Source organism: Staphylococcus sp. M0911 (assembly GCF_003491325.1).
GTDB lineage: Bacteria > Bacillota > Bacilli > Staphylococcales > Staphylococcaceae > Staphylococcus > Staphylococcus warneri_A.
The window spans coordinates 1,241,152-1,258,123 of the sequence record NZ_CP022881.1; the positions used below are offsets into that span (position 1 = coordinate 1,241,152).

A 16,972-nucleotide genomic window follows, 5' to 3' on the forward strand; every position below is an offset into this window, starting at 1 on the left:
TAAAGCATAGTTTTACTATGCAGTTGAATATATAAATTTCCGTTGATATTTGGAGGGAGGGAAATACAGATGTCTAAAACAGTAGTACGTAAAAATGAATCACTTGAAGATGCTTTACGTCGATTTAAGCGTTCAGTTTCAAAAAGTGGTACTATCCAAGAAGTACGTAAACGTGAATTTTACGAAAAACCTAGTGTTAAACGTAAAAAGAAATCTGAAGCTGCACGTAAACGTAAATTCAAATAATTAATAACTCTGTTGACTCCCTCAACAAGAATGTTAATTATAAATATAAAACACCTCAGTTTATAAACTGAGATGTTTTTGTGTGCTTTTTATGGAAAATTAAATTCATTGTTTATAACAAATTAGTCTGTAATTACTATTATTTTTGATAAATTATTTTTTTATATATTAGTGAATCACTATAATATGACTGCGTTTTCATGTATAATTATTATGAGAGCGAGGTGAAACAATGGGATATTTAAATGAAATACATAGGTTAGTTTTAACACAATTTTCATCAGAGAATAATTGGGTCAATGACATTGCTAATATCATTGTTCATCCATTGGTATCACTTATTCTTACCTGTATTATATTTTTAGGCTTTTTATATCAATTGTATTCTAAAAGAATCAATTTTGTTGGTATTATCGCTTCATTAGCCTTATTAATTATGTTTTTAGGCTTTCTAATGCAAGGTGATGTCAATATATTATCAGTCATCTTATTTACCGTGGGTGTTATTTTCGTCATTATTGAATTGTTCGTCGTTGGAGCAGTCATTGGTATTATTGGTATGATTTTAATAACAATAAGCATAGTCATGTTAGGAAATAACTTGTTACTTATGCTAGGTAATGTCATCGTAGCCTTAATATTATCAATCATTGAATGGGTGATTTTAGTTAAATTATTCAAACGAAAAATTCCATTTTTGGATAAGGTCATTTTAAAAGATTCAACAAATGCTGAATCAGGATATACATCACATGATGATCGCTCTCATTTAGTTGGTAAAACAGCTCGCACCATCACCGATTTAAGACCAGCAGGTATTATTTCTTGTGAGGATGATCGTATCGATGCAGTTTCTGACGGTACATTCATATTAAGAAATAGACAAGTTAAAATACTTGAGGTTGAAGGTACACGAGTTGTTGTAAGAGAAATAGAATAATAAAAAAGGAGAGATACGATGTTTAGTATAGGATTTATTATAATTGCAGTAGTAATTATTGTAGCCTTATTAATACTATTTTCATTTGTACCAGTAGGTCTTTGGATTTCTGCATTAGCTGCTGGTGTACATGTTGGTATTGGTACCTTAGTAGGTATGCGATTAAGAAGGGTTTCACCGAGAAAAGTGATTGGCCCATTAATTAAAGCGCACAAAGCAGGTTTAAATCTAAAAACAAATCAACTTGAATCACATTATCTTGCTGGAGGTAATGTAGATAGAGTTGTTGATGCTAATATCGCTGCGCAACGTGCAGATATTGATTTACCATTTGAACGAGGTGCAGCAATCGATTTAGCAGGTAGAGATGTTTTAGAAGCAGTTCAAATGTCAGTTAACCCTAAAGTTATTGAAACACCATTTATTGCCGGTGTAGCTATGAACGGTATAGAAGTTAAAGCGAAAGCCCGTATTACTGTTCGTGCCAATATTGCTCGTTTAGTCGGTGGTGCTGGTGAAGAAACAATTATTGCCCGTGTAGGTGAAGGTATTGTTTCAACAATAGGTTCAAGTAAACATCATACAGAAGTTCTTGAAAATCCTGACAGCATTTCTAAAACAGTATTAAGTAAAGGATTAGACTCAGGAACAGCTTTTGAAATACTTTCTATTGATATAGCCGATGTTGATATTAGTAAGAATATTGGTGCAGATTTACAAACTGAACAAGCACTTGCTGATAAAAATATTGCACAAGCTAAAGCTGAGGAACGTCGTGCAATGGCTGTAGCTTCTGAACAAGAAATGAAAGCTCGAGTACAAGAAATGCGTGCTAAAGTTGTAGAGGCTGAGTCAGAGGTACCTTTAGCAATGGCAGAAGCTTTACGATCAGGAAATATTGGCGTCAAAGATTACTACAATCTTAAAAATATAGAAGCCGATACTGGTATGAGAAATGCTATTAATAAACGTACTGATCAAAATGATGACGAATCACCAGAACAATAACTGTGGGGTGATTAAATGAGTATTGGGGTAATTATTTTTGTCATATCTGTGATAGCGACAATCATTAGTACCATACGTGATAATAGTCATAAAGAAAGACAGAATCAAAAGCCACCTCAATCACCTAAAGATAATCAACAACCTAAAACAGGTGGTTTCTTTGAAGAAATTGAAAAAACATTTAGAGAAATTAATGATGAGATTAATGGAGAAACAACAACTGACAAGAAAAAGAAATATGAAGATACATTACCACCCATTAATCAAAACCTAGAGAAAACTGAACAGACAACAGAAGAAATGCATAGAAGACCAACAGATTATGATGATTCAATACCTAAACCAGACCCGACACCTTATCATAATGAAAAAGATATACGCGAACCAGTTAAACAAACTCCATCAAGGGATGAAAATTCTGAGAATTTACCTAAATCATTAGAGAAAAAACTTCAACAAGATCTTAAAAATGTTAGAAGTGAAATCGATAGGGAGAAAGAAAAGCAACTTGCTCTTATTGAGAAGAAAGCGCAGGATATTATTAATGACAAATATTTATCTGAACGTACTAAACAATTAAGATTAAAACAATTACTTAATTCTCAAAATATAGAACGTAATATGTCTAAATCAGCATTTCAATTTGACAATGATGAAGTCGTTAATGGTATCATCTGGTCTGAAATTTTGGCCAAACCTAAACAATTATAATATTCAGCCTATTGGATTATTTCCAATAGGTTTTTTTATTGCGAATGATTGAAGTCAAAGATGATTAAAGGATGATTTGAGTCACTTTACAGAATTTAGTAATATTTAGATAAGAATGATTATACGATCAAAATCAACATATAAAAGACTTGATTGAATTATTTAAATTAAAACGAAATAGAATCAATATAGCCATAACAATGGTATAATATAAGTATATTAACCCAAATATGGGTATAGTGAATTATAAAAATGTATTTTGAAAAGGAGCGCGTTTATGCCTGGTATAATTCAAATCGACGACATTAATCAATCCCAAGCTTTAATAGGTAACAATGATGAACATTTAAAAGCTATAGAAGATAGTTTTGATGTCGTAATACATGCTCGTGGTCAAGAAATTGCGGTTAAAGGTGAAAAAATTGAGCATGTAGAAAAAGCCGAATTAGTGTTAACCAATTTATTAAAAGTGATTGAATTGGGAAATAATATAACGTTAAAAGATGTTGAAGCTGCTATTAAAATGGCAGAAAATGGCACAATCCAACAACTTTTAGACTTATATGATGAAGAAATTACTAAAGATGCTTTTGGCAAAACCATCCGCGCTAAAACTATGGGTCAGCGAATGTATATAAATGCTATGTATCGAAATGACTTAGTCTTTGGTATAGGTCCTGCAGGAACTGGTAAAACATTTTTAGCAGTTGTCTATGCTGCTAAACAATTACGTAAAGGAAACGTTAAACGAATCGTATTAACACGTCCGGCAGTTGAAGCGGGTGAATCATTAGGATTTTTACCTGGTGATTTAAAAGAGAAAGTTGATCCGTATTTGAGACCATTATATGATGGATTAAATACCGTGCTAGGTAGAGAACAAACTGCACGATTTATAGAACGTGGTATTATAGAAATTGCTCCATTAGCATACATGCGTGGTCGAACATTAGACGATGCATTTGTGATTTTAGATGAAGCACAAAATACAACTCATGCTCAAATGAAAATGTTTTTAACTCGTTTAGGATTTGGTTCTAAAATGGTAGTCACAGGTGACCAAACACAAGTCGACTTACCAAAAGGTGTTAAAAGCGGGTTGAAAGAAGCGGTCAAAAAGTTACATGGTGTTAAAGGGATTAATATTATGAAACTTGATCAAAGTGATGTAGTGAGACATCCACTTGTAAGTAAAATTATAGATAGATACGAGGGAGAGGACTAAATGTTTACAATAGATTTTAGTGATCATACTGAGTTAGTTAAAGATGAATGGTATGAACAAATTGAAAAGCTACTTAATTTTGCTAAGCAGCAAGAAGAAATTAGTGAAGATGCTGAATTATCTATTACCTTCGTAGATAAATCTGAAATTCAAGAGATTAATAAGATGTATAGAGACAAAGACAAAGTTACGGATGTCATATCATTTGCACTTGAAGAAGATGAACCGGACATTGATATGAGTGAATTTGATATACCTAGAGTATTAGGTGACATCATTATTTGTACAGATGTTGCTCAAGAACAATCAGAATCTTACGGACATTCTTTTGAAAGAGAATTAGGCTTTTTAGCATTACATGGATTTCTTCACTTACTAGGCTATGATCATATGAATGAAGAAGATGAGAAAGAAATGTTTGGTCGTCAAGATGCTATATTAAACGCCTATGGATTGACGAGAGACTAATAATGAGTCGTTTTAAATATGCACTAAATGGTTTGAAAACACTTTTAATCAAAGATCAAAAATTCTCACTTCATATATATGCGAGTATCATAGCAATTGTTTTTGGATTTTTACTTCATATTAATCGTTCTGAGTGGATATTTATATTATTAGCAATTAGTTTAGTTTTAGCATTTGAAGCTATTAATACAGCCGTTGAATATGTGGTTGACTTAGTTACTACTGAGTATCATGATTACGCTAAATATGCGAAAGATATTGCTGCTTTTAGTGTGATGATTGTTTCCGTCTTAGCATTAATCATTGGCCTCATTGTCTTTATTCCACATTTAATTAATTTAATATAGGAGGCGGAATCAATGAGTTATCAATCTCATTATTTTAAAGAAGTTAGAGAAGCACAACGAAGATCTTATTCACCATATAGTAACTTTAAAGTTGGTGCCTATTTGAAAGCTAAAGATGGACGAACATTTTATGGAACTAATGTAGAAAACGCAGCATATTCAATGTGTATTTGTGCAGAACGCGCAAGTTTAGTTGCTGCGATATCTGCTGGATATCAGCCTGGAGATTTTGAATCTATCACTGTTACTGTAGATGCTGAAGTACCATCATCACCTTGTGGTGAATGTCGACAAGTATTAAAAGAGTTATGTGACGATGATATGCCAGTTTATATGACTAATCATAAAGGCGATATGATCGAATCAACAGTTAAAGAATTACTACCATACGGATTTTCTGGAAAGGATTTAAATAAATGACAGAACATAAATCAGGATTTGTTTCAATTATAGGAAGACCCAATGTAGGTAAATCTACATTTGTAAATAGAGTTATCGGACATAAAATTGCGATTATGTCTGATAAAGCACAAACAACACGTAACAAAATTCAAGGTGTTATGACAAGAGACGATGCCCAAATTATATTTATTGACACACCTGGTATCCATAAACCTAAACATAAGCTTGGAGATTACATGATGAAAGTTGCCACAAATACACTTTCTGAAATAGATGCGATTATGTTTATGGTTAATGTAAACGAAGACATTGGTCGTGGCGATGAATATATTATGGATATGCTAAAGGATTTAAAAACACCCGTATTTTTAGTATTAAATAAAATAGATTTAGTACATCCTGATGCATTAATGCCTAAAATAGAAAAGTATCAAGAATATATGGACTTCACTGAAATCGTACCTATTTCTGCACTAGAAGGTTTGAATGTCGATCATTTTATAGATGTATTAAAGTCATACTTACCTGAAGGACCAAAATATTATCCAGATGATCAAATTTCGGACCATCCTGAACAGTTTGTGGTCGGTGAAATTATTCGTGAAAAAATATTACACTTAACAAGTGAAGAAATTCCACATGCTATTGGCGTTAATGTTGATCGTATGATTAAAGAAGATGAAGATAGAGTTCGAATCGAAGCTACGATATATGTTGAACGTGATTCTCAAAAAGGAATCGTCATTGGTAAAGGTGGCAAGAAACTAAAAGAAGTCGGAAAGAGGGCAAGACACGATATAGAAATGCTTCTAGGTTCTAAAGTATATCTTGAACTATGGGTTAAGGTGCAAAAAGATTGGAGAAATAAAGTTAACTTTATTCGTCAAATTGGTTATATTGAAGATCAAGATTAACTCAGAGAGATGGTGAGTTAGTATGCTAATGAAACAAAAAGGCATCATAATTAAATCAGTGGAGTACGGCGAATCAGATAAAATAATTACAATTTTAAATGAATATGGTAGCAAAGTTCCATTGATGGCTAGAAGGGCCAAGAAAATTAAATCAGGTTTACAAGCGCATACACAAATGTTTGTGTATGGCTTATTTATTTATAATAAATGGCGAGGTATGGGTACGCTTAATTCTGTAGATGTCATTAACCAACATTATGAATTACAACTCGATTTGTATGAAAGTAGTTTCGCAACTTTATGTGCCGAAACCATTGATCGTTCAATGGAAGAAGATGAAATTTCAAAATATAATTATGATTTACTAAACTTTGTTCTAACCAAGATATCATCTGGTCAGTCAGCTCAATTAATGTCAATCATTGTATTACTTAAGTGTATGAATAAGTTTGGTTTTTCTGCTTTATTTAATCAATGCGTAATAAGCGGTAATACCGATCAATCAAAATTAGTTGGATATAGTTTCAAATTTGATGGTGCTATTTCTCAAGCTGTAGCATACCAAGATCCACATGCATTACAATTATCCAATAAAACATTATATTTATTAGATGTCTTGTACAAACTCCCCATTGAAAAAATGAATGAATTAAATATCCATCAAGATATTTTAGACGAAATGTCAGAATTGATGATCATGCTATATAGAGAATATGCAGGTATGTTCTTTAAAAGTCAAAAGTTAATCAACCAGTTAAAGAGGTTAGAAATGAAAGACTAGTCTTTAACAAACACAAAATACCGAACCACATTATTATGTGATTCGGTATTTTTATAGATTATTTATAATAGATGAATTAGAATTTAACTTTTTCGGCTAAGAATGCTTCTAATTCTGAGATTGGCATACGAACTTGTTCCATAGAATCTCTGTCACGTACAGTAACTTGATTATCCTCTAAAGAATCAAAGTCGAATGTAATACAATAAGGCGTACCAATTTCATCTTGTCGACGGTAACGTTTACCAATAGATTGTGATTCATCAAAATCTATTGAGAAACTTTGACTTAATTGTTCAAAGATTTTAATTGCTTCACTTGATAATTTCTTACTTAATGGTAAGATAGCCGCTTTGTATGGTGCTAAAGCAGGGTGGAATTTAAGTACAGTACGTTCGTCCTTACTTCCTTCAACACCTTCTTGTGAATATGCATCACATAAGAACGCTAGTGTTACACGGTCAGCACCTAATGACGGTTCGATACAATATGGAATATACTTTTCATTTGTTTCTGGGTCATGATATTTAAAGTCTTCACCAGAATGTTCACTATGTTTTTTCAAGTCAAAGTCAGTACGACTTGCGATTCCCCATAGTTCACCCCAACCAAATGGGAATTTATATTCGATATCAGTTGTAGCATTTGAATAGTGAGATAATTCATCTGCATCATGGTCACGTAAACGCATGTTTTCTTCGCTAATATTTAAGTCTTTTAACCATTGGCTAGCAAATGTCTTCCAGTAGTTTTGCCATTCAATTTCTTCACCAGGTTTACAGAAGAATTCAAGTTCCATTTGTTCGAATTCACGTGTTCTGAAAATGAAGTTACCAGGCGTAATCTCGTTACGGAAAGATTTACCAACCTGACCAATACCGAATGGTAATTTTTTACGCATTGATCTTTGAACGTTTTTGTAGTTAACGAAAATACCTTGCGCTGTTTCTGGACGTAAGAAAAGTTCATTTGTTGAATCTTCAGTTACACCTTGGAATGTTTTGAACATTAAATTAAATTGACGAATATCAGTCCAATTTGCGGTACCACTTACTGGACAAACAATGCCTTCATCATCAATAATTTTTTTCATTTCATCGAAGCTTAAACCATCAGCAATAAAGTTTTCATCGCCTTTTTCTTGCTGCATGTAATCTTCAATTAATTTATCAGCACGATAACGAATTTTACTGTCTTTGTTATCAATCATTGGATCATTAAAGTTACCTAAGTGTCCTGATGCTTCCCAAGTTTTTGGGTTCATTAAAATCGCAGCATCTAGACCTACGTTATAAGGTGATTGAGTAATAAATTTTTGCCACCATGCTTTTTTTACATTATTTTTTAATTCAACACCAAGCGGACCATAATCCCATGTATTAGATAATCCACCATAAATGTCACTACCTGGGAATACAAAACCTCTGTGTTTTGCTAATTGTACAATTTGTTCCATATCATTTGCCATAATTTTTCTCTCCTTACACATAAAAACGCCCCAAGACAACAAAGCATCATAAATATACTTTATTATCTTGGGACGAGTTAGTCATTTTTATTTAGTATAAATCATATACATTAAAATATCATTTAACCCGCGGTTCCACCCAAATTAGTGTAGCCACTCACTTTTAAATTAATTAAATTTTTATGCCAAAATTTGTCTGCTAAGCTCACACCGTCCTTAGCTCGCTTTATAATTATTCTAATTGATTAAATATTTAATAGCAAGCGTTTATATGTGTTTGTGGCAAATAAAAATAACAGTTATAATATGTAATGTATATAAGAGGGGTGAGGACCTATAGAATTAAATCAAAGACAAGAACAAATTATAGAAATCGTTAAGCAACATGGACCTATAACTGGTGAGCATATTGCTGATCAATTAAATTTAACACGGGCTACATTACGACCTGACTTAGCTATTTTAACAATGTCTGGCTTTTTAGAAGCGCGTCCACGAGTTGGTTATTATTATTCAGGTAAATCAAAAAATAAAATTATACATGAACAATTAAGACAATATGTTGTTAAAGATTATATGTCTCAACCTGTTGTGGTTAAAGAAGATATGTCAGTCTACGACGCAATTTGTACTATATTTTTAGAAGACGCTGGAACATTATTTATTACAAATAAAGATAATGACTTTATCGGTGTTTGTTCTCGTAAAGACCTATTAAGAGCATCAATGATTGGAAATGATATTCATACGATGCCCATAAGCGTCAATATGACTCGAATGCCAAATTTAACTTATCTTGAAGAAAGTGAACTAATAATCTATGCTGCGAATCAAATGATAGATAAAGAAATAGATGCAATACCCATAGTTAGATTGAAAGATAATCAAAAATTCGAAGTGGTTGGTAGAATATCTAAAACGACAATCACAAAATTGTTTGTATCATTATTTAAAGAATAGGTGGTTAATAGATGGATAATATAAATATTATTGTTGCTTCTGATTCAATCGGAGAAACAGCAGAATTAGTAGCTAGAGCCGGTGTTTCTCAATTTAATCCTAAGCAATGTAAACATGAATTTTTACGTTACCCATACATAGAATCCTTTGAAAATGTGGATGAAGTGATTCAAGTTGCTGAAGATACAGACGCAATAATTGTATATACTTTAGTTAAACCAGAAATCAAAAAATACATGGTGGCTAAAGTTAAAGAACATCAACTTAAGTCAGTTGATATTATGGGGCCACTTATGGACTTATTATCAGGTTCAATAGAAGAAACACCATACTATGAACCAGGTATTGTGCATAGACTAGATGATGCTTATTTTAAGAAAATAGACGCTATAGAGTTTGCTGTTAAATATGATGATGGTAAAGACCCTAAAGGTTTACCAAAAGCCGATATTGTTTTATTAGGTATTTCAAGAACATCTAAAACACCTTTATCACAGTACTTAGCACATAAAAGTTATAAAGTGATGAATATACCGATTGTTCCAGAAGTGACGCCACCAGATGCATTGTTTGATATTGATCCTTCAAAATGTATCGCTTTAAAAATTAGCGAAGAAAAATTAAATCGTATTCGTAAGGAAAGACTTAAACAATTAGGATTAGGCGACTCTGCGAGATATGCTACAGAAACTAGAATTAAAGAGGAATTAGAATACTTTGAATCATTAGTAGAAAAAGTAGGTTGTCCAGTTATAGATGTAACTGATAAAGCAATAGAAGAAACAGCAAATGATATCATTTATTTTATCGAAAATAATCAAACAAAATAATTTCAATTAATGCATAAAAAAGGTATAATATTAAGACTAATATGTCATAGGTGATCTAATTTGCGTATAGAACAATCAGTTATAAATGAAATAAAAGATAAGACAGATATACTCGACTTGGTAAGTGAATATGTAAAGCTAGAAAAGAGAGGACGCAATTATATAGGTTTGTGTCCTTTTCATGATGAAAAAACACCTTCGTTCACAGTTTCTGAAGATAAACAAATATGTCATTGCTTCGGATGTAAAAAGGGTGGTAATGTATTTCAATTTACTCAAGAAATAAAGGATGTTTCATTTACAGAAGCAGTTAAAGAACTAGGGGAACGTGTTGATATTACGGTTGATGTTGGAAATAGCCAATATCAGAATACGAATACTCAAATTGCTTCAGAAGATTTGCAAATGATTGAAATGCATGAGCTAATGCAAGAATATTATCACTATGCACTTATGAAAACAGTAGAAGGTGAGAAGGCACTTACTTATTTAAAAGAAAGAGATTTCCCAGAACAGCTGATCAAAGAAAGAGGGATAGGTTACGCACCTAATTCATCACATTTCTGTCATGATTTCTTAGAGAAAAAAGGATATGATATTGAATTAGCATATGAAGCTGGACTTTTATCTAGAAATGAAGAGAATTTTAGTTATTATGATCGCTTTAGAGATAGAATTATGTTCCCATTAAAAAATGCTCAAGGGCGAATTGTTGGATATTCTGCAAGGACGTATACCAACCAAGAACCTAAGTATTTAAATAGCCCGGAAACACCTATATTCCAAAAAAGAAAATTGTTATATAATCTCGACAAAGCACGTAAAAGCATTAGAAAAAATGACGAAATCATATTACTTGAAGGTTTTATGGATGTTATAAAATCAGATCATGCTGGTTTAAAAACAGTAGTTGCTAGTTTGGGTACTCAACTTTCAAGCGAACATATTACTTTTATTAAAAAATTAACGTCTAATATTACACTAATGTTTGATGGCGACTTTGCTGGTAGAGAAGCAACCTTAAAAACTGGTCAAACGCTATTAGAACAAGGGTTAAATGTATTCGTTGTGCAATTACCTTCAGATATGGACCCTGATGAATATGTTAGAAAGTATGGTAATGATGCGTTTCTAGACTTTGTACAAAAAGACAAAAAATCATTTGTAATGTTTAAAGTCAATACACATAAAGATGAATTTCAAAATAATGATCTAGCATATGAAAAATATCTGAAAGAAGTGACTCAAGATATTGCTGCAATGACTTCGCCCATACTTCAGAAAAAAGTATTGCAAGACGTTGCAGAATTGTTTAAAGTAAGTTTTGAGACTTTAGACTATGAAGTGGGGTTACGTCAGCAATCTCAAGGCAATATCCCTTCGTATCCAGATGATGCATACGCATATGAAGGACAACCTCAACAAGTCATTCAATTTAACCAGTTGACTCGTCACGAAAAAGCTGAACGAGCACTCTTAAAACATTTCATGCAAGATAAAGATACATTCCTAAACTATCATCAACAGATAGAAGTAGATGACTTTACAAATGCCTATTTCAAGCGTATATTTAATATTTTGCATGATTATTATTCGAATAACGATATGTATCAGCTCAGTTCTATGATTCAATACATTGATTCTGATGATTTGAGAGAAGCGTTAATATCTTTAGACTCATATGTTTTAAATGAAGAACCATTTGAACATGAATTAGAAGATTACATCAACATATTGAATGAGAATAAAAATGAAGATTCACTAGAAGTCCTAAACCATAAACTGCGTGAAGCAACGAGAATAGGGGATATTGAACTTCAAAAGTATTACTTGCAATTAATAGTAAATAAAAACAAAAGTAGAATGTAATATTATAAAAATTTATGGTATTGTTATACTTTAGGCATTCAATAATGGTTATTACACTCATACAATGGGTAAATATGTAATATCGAATATTGTCATAATATGACTTAACCATTAAAATATCAGGGAGTTTAGAATACAAACTTATTTGATTGGTTTCAAATTAAAAATAATTAGGCCACATCTTATACAATAAGTTATGATGAACGCGTTATTTTTATAACAAATGATATATTGAATTTTTAATCATAATACGTGTCATCAATTGAAACGAAATAATCACACATAATAAAAATGAATAAATTGAAAGTTTATATTAATACCAGGAGGCCTTTTCATGTCTGATAAAGTTAAAATTAAAAAGCAAACAATTGATCCGACTTTAACATTGGAAGATGTTAAAAAACAATTAATTGAAAAAGGTAAAAAGGAAGGTCACTTAAGTCACGAAGAAATAGCTGAAAAATTACAGAATTTCGAAATGGATTCTGACATGATGGATGATTTCTTCGATCAATTAAATGATAATGATATCACATTAGTAAATGAAAAAGACCATTCAGATACAGATGCTAAATTAAATCCTAATGATTTAAGTGCACCTCCAGGCGTTAAAATTAACGACCCTGTGCGTATGTATCTAAAAGAAATTGGTCGTGTGGATTTATTAAGTGCCCAAGAAGAAATTGAACTTGCTAAAAGAATTGAGCAAGGTGATGAGATCGCCAAATCAAGACTAGCAGAGGCCAATTTACGTTTGGTTGTAAGTATCGCTAAAAGATATGTCGGAAGAGGAATGTTATTCCTTGATTTAATTCAAGAAGGTAACATGGGTCTTATTAAAGCCGTAGAAAAATTCGATTTCAATAAAGGATTTAAATTTTCTACTTATGCAACATGGTGGATACGTCAAGCAATCACACGTGCAATCGCTGACCAAGCACGTACAATTCGTATACCAGTTCACATGGTTGAAACAATCAACAAATTAATCCGTGTTCAACGTCAGTTATTACAGGATTTAGGACGTGATCCAGCACCTGAAGAGATTGGTGAAGAAATGGATTTACCTCCTGAAAAGGTAAGAGAAATTCTTAAAATTGCACAAGAACCTGTTTCATTAGAAACGCCAATAGGCGAAGAAGATGACAGTCACTTAGGTGACTTCATTGAAGACCAAGAAGCACAAAGTCCTTCAGATCATGCTGCCTATGAACTGCTAAAAGAACAACTTGAAGATGTTTTAGATACTTTAACTGACCGTGAAGAAAACGTTCTTCGTTTAAGATTTGGACTTGATGATGGAAGAACTAGAACATTAGAAGAAGTTGGTAAAGTATTTGGTGTAACTAGAGAACGTATTCGTCAAATCGAAGCAAAAGCATTAAGAAAATTAAGACATCCAAGTAGAAGTAAACGTCTAAAAGACTTTATGGATTAATATATTTAGGCTGGGGCATAATGGTTGTCCCAGCCTTTATTTCATTTATAATTGATATCATACATACAATCAATTATTTTAAATACTTGTAAAAAAGGGAGACCATTTTAATGATTACGATAAATCATAGATTACGAACTGTATCAGAATTTATTAAACCTGGGACACTTGCTGATATTGGTTCAGATCATGCTTATTTACCTATCTACGCTATTCAAACCAATTTAATATCGCAAGCAATCGCTGGTGAAGTTATTAAAGGTCCTTATGAAGCTGCAAGAAATAATGTCCAAGAATATGAACTAAGTAACCAAATTGATGTGCGACTTGGAGATGGTTTAGAGGTAATAAATCACCATGAACATATAGACAATATTACTATTTGTGGCATGGGAGGTCCTTTGATAGCTAAAATATTAAAAGAAGGACAACAAAAACTTCAATCAAAACCTAGACTTATCCTCCAAAGTAATATACAAACACAAAGTTTAAGAACATTATTACAAGACATCAACTATCAAATTATTGATGAACGCATTATGGAAGAAAAAGGACATATTTATGAAATAGTTGTAGCTGAATATCAATCAAAGAGCTGCCATTATACTGAATTTGAACTTAAATTTGGCCCAGTATTACTAGAAAACAAAAATGAATGTTTTTATAATAAATGGGAAAGAGAATTACATGCGTTAGAAAAGATAAATCAACAACTTAATCCAGACATTCATCAACATCGATATCAAGAGATTGAAGCAGAAATAGTAATGATTAAAGAGGTGCTTAAAAAATGAAAATTAACGAATTAATGGCAATGTTAGATGAACATGTGCCTTTTAACACTGCAGAATCATGGGATAACGTTGGGCTACTTATAGGTGATGAATCACAAGAAGTTACTGGGATTTTAACAGCCTTGGATTGTACGTTAGAAATCGTAGAACAAGCAATAGATAAAAATATCAATACTATTATTAGTCACCACCCATTAATTTTTAAAGGTGTTCAATCAATTACTAATCAAGGCTATGGTGAAATAATCAGATTACTAATTCAAAATAATATCAATTTAATAGCAATGCATACGAATCTAGACGTTAATCCTAGAGGTGTCAATGCTATGTTAGCCACTAAAATTGGCCTAAAAAATACTAACTTGATTAATAAAGAACCTGAAAAATATTTCAAAGTTCAAACCTTTATCCCCGAAAGCCATGTCGAAACATTTAAACAACAACTTAATGATATTGGATTAGCTAAAGAAGGTAATTATGAATACTGCTTCTTTGAAAGTAAAGGTCAAGGACAATTTAAACCTGTAGATGATGCCAATCCTTATTTAGGTGAAATCGGTGAAGTTGAATACGTAGATGAAGTGAAATTAGAGTTTATGATTTCATATTCACAACGACAATTAACTGAGAAAGCGATTCACCAATATCATCCTTATGAAACCCCAGTTTATGATTTTATTGAATTATCAAAAGAAGGTTCATATGGTTTGGGTATTATTGGAGAATTAAACGAACCAATGAATATAGATGATTTTGTTTCTTATGTTAAATCTCAATTACAAATTCCTAGTGTCCGATACGTTGGTTGTTCAAATACTACGATTAATAAAGTAGCAATGATTGGTGGTTCTGGTATTGGATTTGAATATGAAGCTTCACAATTAGGTGCAGACATATTTATAACTGGCGATATTAAACATCATGATGCACTTGATGCCAAAATTGCGGGCGTCAACTTATTAGATATCAATCATTATAGTGAATATGTGATGAAGGAAGGATTAAAACAATTACTAGAAGAGTGGTTAGTAGAAGAAAATGAAAGTAATATCAAAATACTAGCGTCAGATATTAACACAGATCCATTCACATATATTTAATATATCGTTATATTTTTGATAAACATTAATTTAAACGAATATATCCGATATCAAAGGTGAATTATATTTAAAAACACTATCAATTACTTTATAATAGTAAAGATGAACTTATAAGGAGGCCATACAATGGCAAAACATCCATTTGAACACTTCGGTTTAAACTCTAGTATGATCGAAGCTGTAAAAGATTTAAGATTTGAGAAACCAACTGAAATTCAAAATAGAATTATTCCTAGAATATTAAAAGGAACTAACATCATTGGACAATCACAAACAGGTACAGGTAAATCCCATTCATTTTTATTACCATTAGTTAATGAAATTGATACTGAAATTCATGAACCTCAAGCAATCGTTGTTGCACCTACAAGAGAACTAGCGCAACAACTTTATCAAGCAGCTAACCATTTAAGTAGTTTTAAAGAAGGTGTCAATGCCAAATTATTTATCGGTGGTACAGATATTGAAAAAGACAGACAACGTTGCAATCAACAACCACAATTAGTCATTGGTACACCAACAAGAATCAATGATTTATCTAAAAGTGGGCATTTACACACACATTTAGCCTCATATTTAATCATAGATGAAGCTGATTTAATGATAGATTTAGGTTTAATAGAAGATGTAGACTATATTGCATCACGATTAGAAGAACATTCAAATATAGCTGTATTCAGTGCAACAATCCCTAAATCTTTACAGCCATTTTTAAATAAATATTTAGAACAACCTGATTTTGTAGAAGTAGATAACCAATCACAAAATAAAAAGAATATCGAATTTTATTTAATTCCTACTAAAGGAACTGCAAAAGTTGAAAAAACACTTAAATTAATTGATATATTGAACCCTTATTTATGTATCATTTTCTGTAATAGTAGAGATAGTGCCGATGAATTAGCACGTACACTCAATGAGGCCGGTATCAAAGTAGGTATGATTCATGGTGGATTAACTCCTCGTGAACGTAAGCAACAAATGAAACGTATTAGAAATCTTGACTTCCAATTTGTGATTGCAAGTGATTTAGCATCAAGAGGTATCGATATTGAGGGTGTAAGTCATGTCATCAATTTCGATGTACCAAATGATATCGATTTCTTTACTCATAGAGTAGGTCGAACTGGTCGAGGAAACTATCGTGGTGTTGCAATCACATTATATAGTCCAGATGAAGAGGATAATATTTCTGCAATTGAAGATAGAGGTTATGTCTTTGAAAATGTGGATATTAAGAACGATGAGCTTACGCCTATCAAAGCACACAATACTAGACGTACTAGACAACATAAAGACGACCATCTAACAAATGAGGTTAAAAATAAAGTACGTAGTAAAACAAAACGCAAAGTTAAACCAGGTTATAAAAAGAAATTTAAACAAGAAGTTGAAAGAATGAAGCGACAAGAACGTAAACAATTTAGTAAACGTCAAAACCGTCAAAATAGAAAGAGTAGAAAAGGATAGG

General features: G+C 32.0%; 18 protein-coding genes. 17 read left to right on the forward strand and 1 reads right to left on the reverse strand.

Going from position 1 to position 16,972, the window contains the following annotated elements:
* Positions 1-69: 69 nt before the first annotated feature.
* The 10 genes from rpsU to recO all read left to right on the forward strand — a co-directional run bounded on the left by rpsU (position 70) and on the right by recO (position 7,042).
* Positions 70-246, forward strand: a complete 177-nt coding sequence (gene rpsU, locus ssp1_RS06115) for a 30S ribosomal protein S21 (protein WP_000048060.1) — start codon at positions 70-72, stop codon at positions 244-246.
* Positions 247-478: 232 nt separating this feature from the next.
* Positions 479-1,186: an NfeD family protein gene (locus ssp1_RS06120; RefSeq protein WP_002451859.1), complete on the forward strand. Its 708-nt coding sequence runs from the start codon at positions 479-481 to the stop codon at positions 1,184-1,186.
* Between the two features lie 18 nt (positions 1,187-1,204).
* Positions 1,205-2,194, forward strand: a complete 990-nt coding sequence (gene floA, locus ssp1_RS06125; RefSeq protein ID WP_002451860.1) for a flotillin-like protein FloA — start codon at positions 1,205-1,207, stop codon at positions 2,192-2,194.
* A 15-nt stretch (positions 2,195-2,209) separates the two neighbouring features.
* Positions 2,210-2,905, forward strand: a complete 696-nt coding sequence (locus ssp1_RS06130) for an iron transporter (protein ID WP_118828151.1) — start codon at positions 2,210-2,212, stop codon at positions 2,903-2,905.
* Between the two features lie 277 nt (positions 2,906-3,182).
* A complete protein-coding gene (locus ssp1_RS06135; protein ID WP_002451862.1) occupies positions 3,183-4,130 on the forward strand; it encodes a PhoH family protein in 948 nt (315 codons plus the stop codon).
* A complete protein-coding gene (gene ybeY / locus ssp1_RS06140; RefSeq protein WP_002451863.1) occupies positions 4,131-4,598 on the forward strand; it encodes an rRNA maturation RNase YbeY in 468 nt (155 codons plus the stop codon).
* Between the two features lie 2 nt (positions 4,599-4,600).
* Positions 4,601-4,945, forward strand: coding sequence for a diacylglycerol kinase family protein (locus ssp1_RS06145; RefSeq protein ID WP_002451864.1), 345 nt, complete (start codon positions 4,601-4,603; stop codon positions 4,943-4,945).
* A gap of 12 nt (positions 4,946-4,957) precedes the next feature.
* Positions 4,958-5,365 (forward strand): cytidine deaminase, encoded by a 408-nt coding sequence (gene cdd, locus ssp1_RS06150; RefSeq protein WP_075778367.1) that lies wholly within the window; start codon positions 4,958-4,960, stop codon positions 5,363-5,365.
* A complete protein-coding gene (gene era, locus ssp1_RS06155; RefSeq protein ID WP_002451866.1) occupies positions 5,362-6,261 on the forward strand; it encodes a GTPase Era in 900 nt (299 codons plus the stop codon). The genes cdd and era overlap by 4 nt, the downstream gene beginning before the upstream one ends.
* A gap of 28 nt (positions 6,262-6,289) precedes the next feature.
* Complete coding sequence (gene recO / locus ssp1_RS06160; protein WP_171970122.1) at positions 6,290-7,042, forward strand: DNA repair protein RecO; 753 nt, start codon at positions 6,290-6,292, stop codon at positions 7,040-7,042.
* Positions 7,043-7,118: 76 nt separating this feature from the next.
* Here recO and ssp1_RS06165 read toward each other — a convergent pair whose 3' ends face one another.
* Positions 7,119-8,510, reverse strand: a complete 1,392-nt coding sequence (locus tag ssp1_RS06165; RefSeq protein WP_049424344.1) for a glycine--tRNA ligase — start codon at positions 8,508-8,510, stop codon at positions 7,119-7,121.
* A gap of 336 nt (positions 8,511-8,846) precedes the next feature.
* On the opposite strand from ssp1_RS06165, the gene ccpN reads away from it, so the two are divergent.
* The 7 genes from ccpN to ssp1_RS06200 all read left to right on the forward strand — a co-directional run bounded on the left by ccpN (position 8,847) and on the right by ssp1_RS06200 (position 16,971).
* Positions 8,847-9,470, forward strand: coding sequence for a transcriptional regulator CcpN (ccpN, locus tag ssp1_RS06170; protein WP_075778365.1), 624 nt, complete (start codon positions 8,847-8,849; stop codon positions 9,468-9,470).
* 11 nt (positions 9,471-9,481) lie between these two features.
* The gene (locus ssp1_RS06175; RefSeq protein ID WP_002451870.1) at positions 9,482-10,300 is read left to right on the forward strand and encodes a pyruvate, water dikinase regulatory protein; all 819 of its coding nucleotides are present in this window, start codon (positions 9,482-9,484) and stop codon (positions 10,298-10,300) included.
* Between the two features lie 60 nt (positions 10,301-10,360).
* The gene (gene dnaG, locus ssp1_RS06180) at positions 10,361-12,169 is read left to right on the forward strand and encodes a DNA primase (RefSeq protein WP_118828152.1); all 1,809 of its coding nucleotides are present in this window, start codon (positions 10,361-10,363) and stop codon (positions 12,167-12,169) included.
* A gap of 334 nt (positions 12,170-12,503) precedes the next feature.
* On the forward strand, positions 12,504-13,607 hold the full coding sequence (gene rpoD / locus ssp1_RS06185; protein WP_002451872.1) for an RNA polymerase sigma factor RpoD: 1,104 nt from the start codon (positions 12,504-12,506) through the stop codon (positions 13,605-13,607).
* A 110-nt stretch (positions 13,608-13,717) separates the two neighbouring features.
* Positions 13,718-14,401 (forward strand): tRNA (adenine(22)-N(1))-methyltransferase, encoded by a 684-nt coding sequence (locus ssp1_RS06190; RefSeq protein ID WP_118828153.1) that lies wholly within the window; start codon positions 13,718-13,720, stop codon positions 14,399-14,401.
* On the forward strand, positions 14,398-15,501 hold the full coding sequence (locus ssp1_RS06195; RefSeq protein ID WP_002451874.1) for a Nif3-like dinuclear metal center hexameric protein: 1,104 nt from the start codon (positions 14,398-14,400) through the stop codon (positions 15,499-15,501). The genes ssp1_RS06190 and ssp1_RS06195 overlap by 4 nt, the downstream gene beginning before the upstream one ends.
* Positions 15,502-15,627: 126 nt before the next feature.
* The gene (locus tag ssp1_RS06200) at positions 15,628-16,971 is read left to right on the forward strand and encodes a DEAD/DEAH box helicase (protein WP_002451875.1); all 1,344 of its coding nucleotides are present in this window, start codon (positions 15,628-15,630) and stop codon (positions 16,969-16,971) included.
* Position 16,972 lies beyond the last annotated feature (1 nt).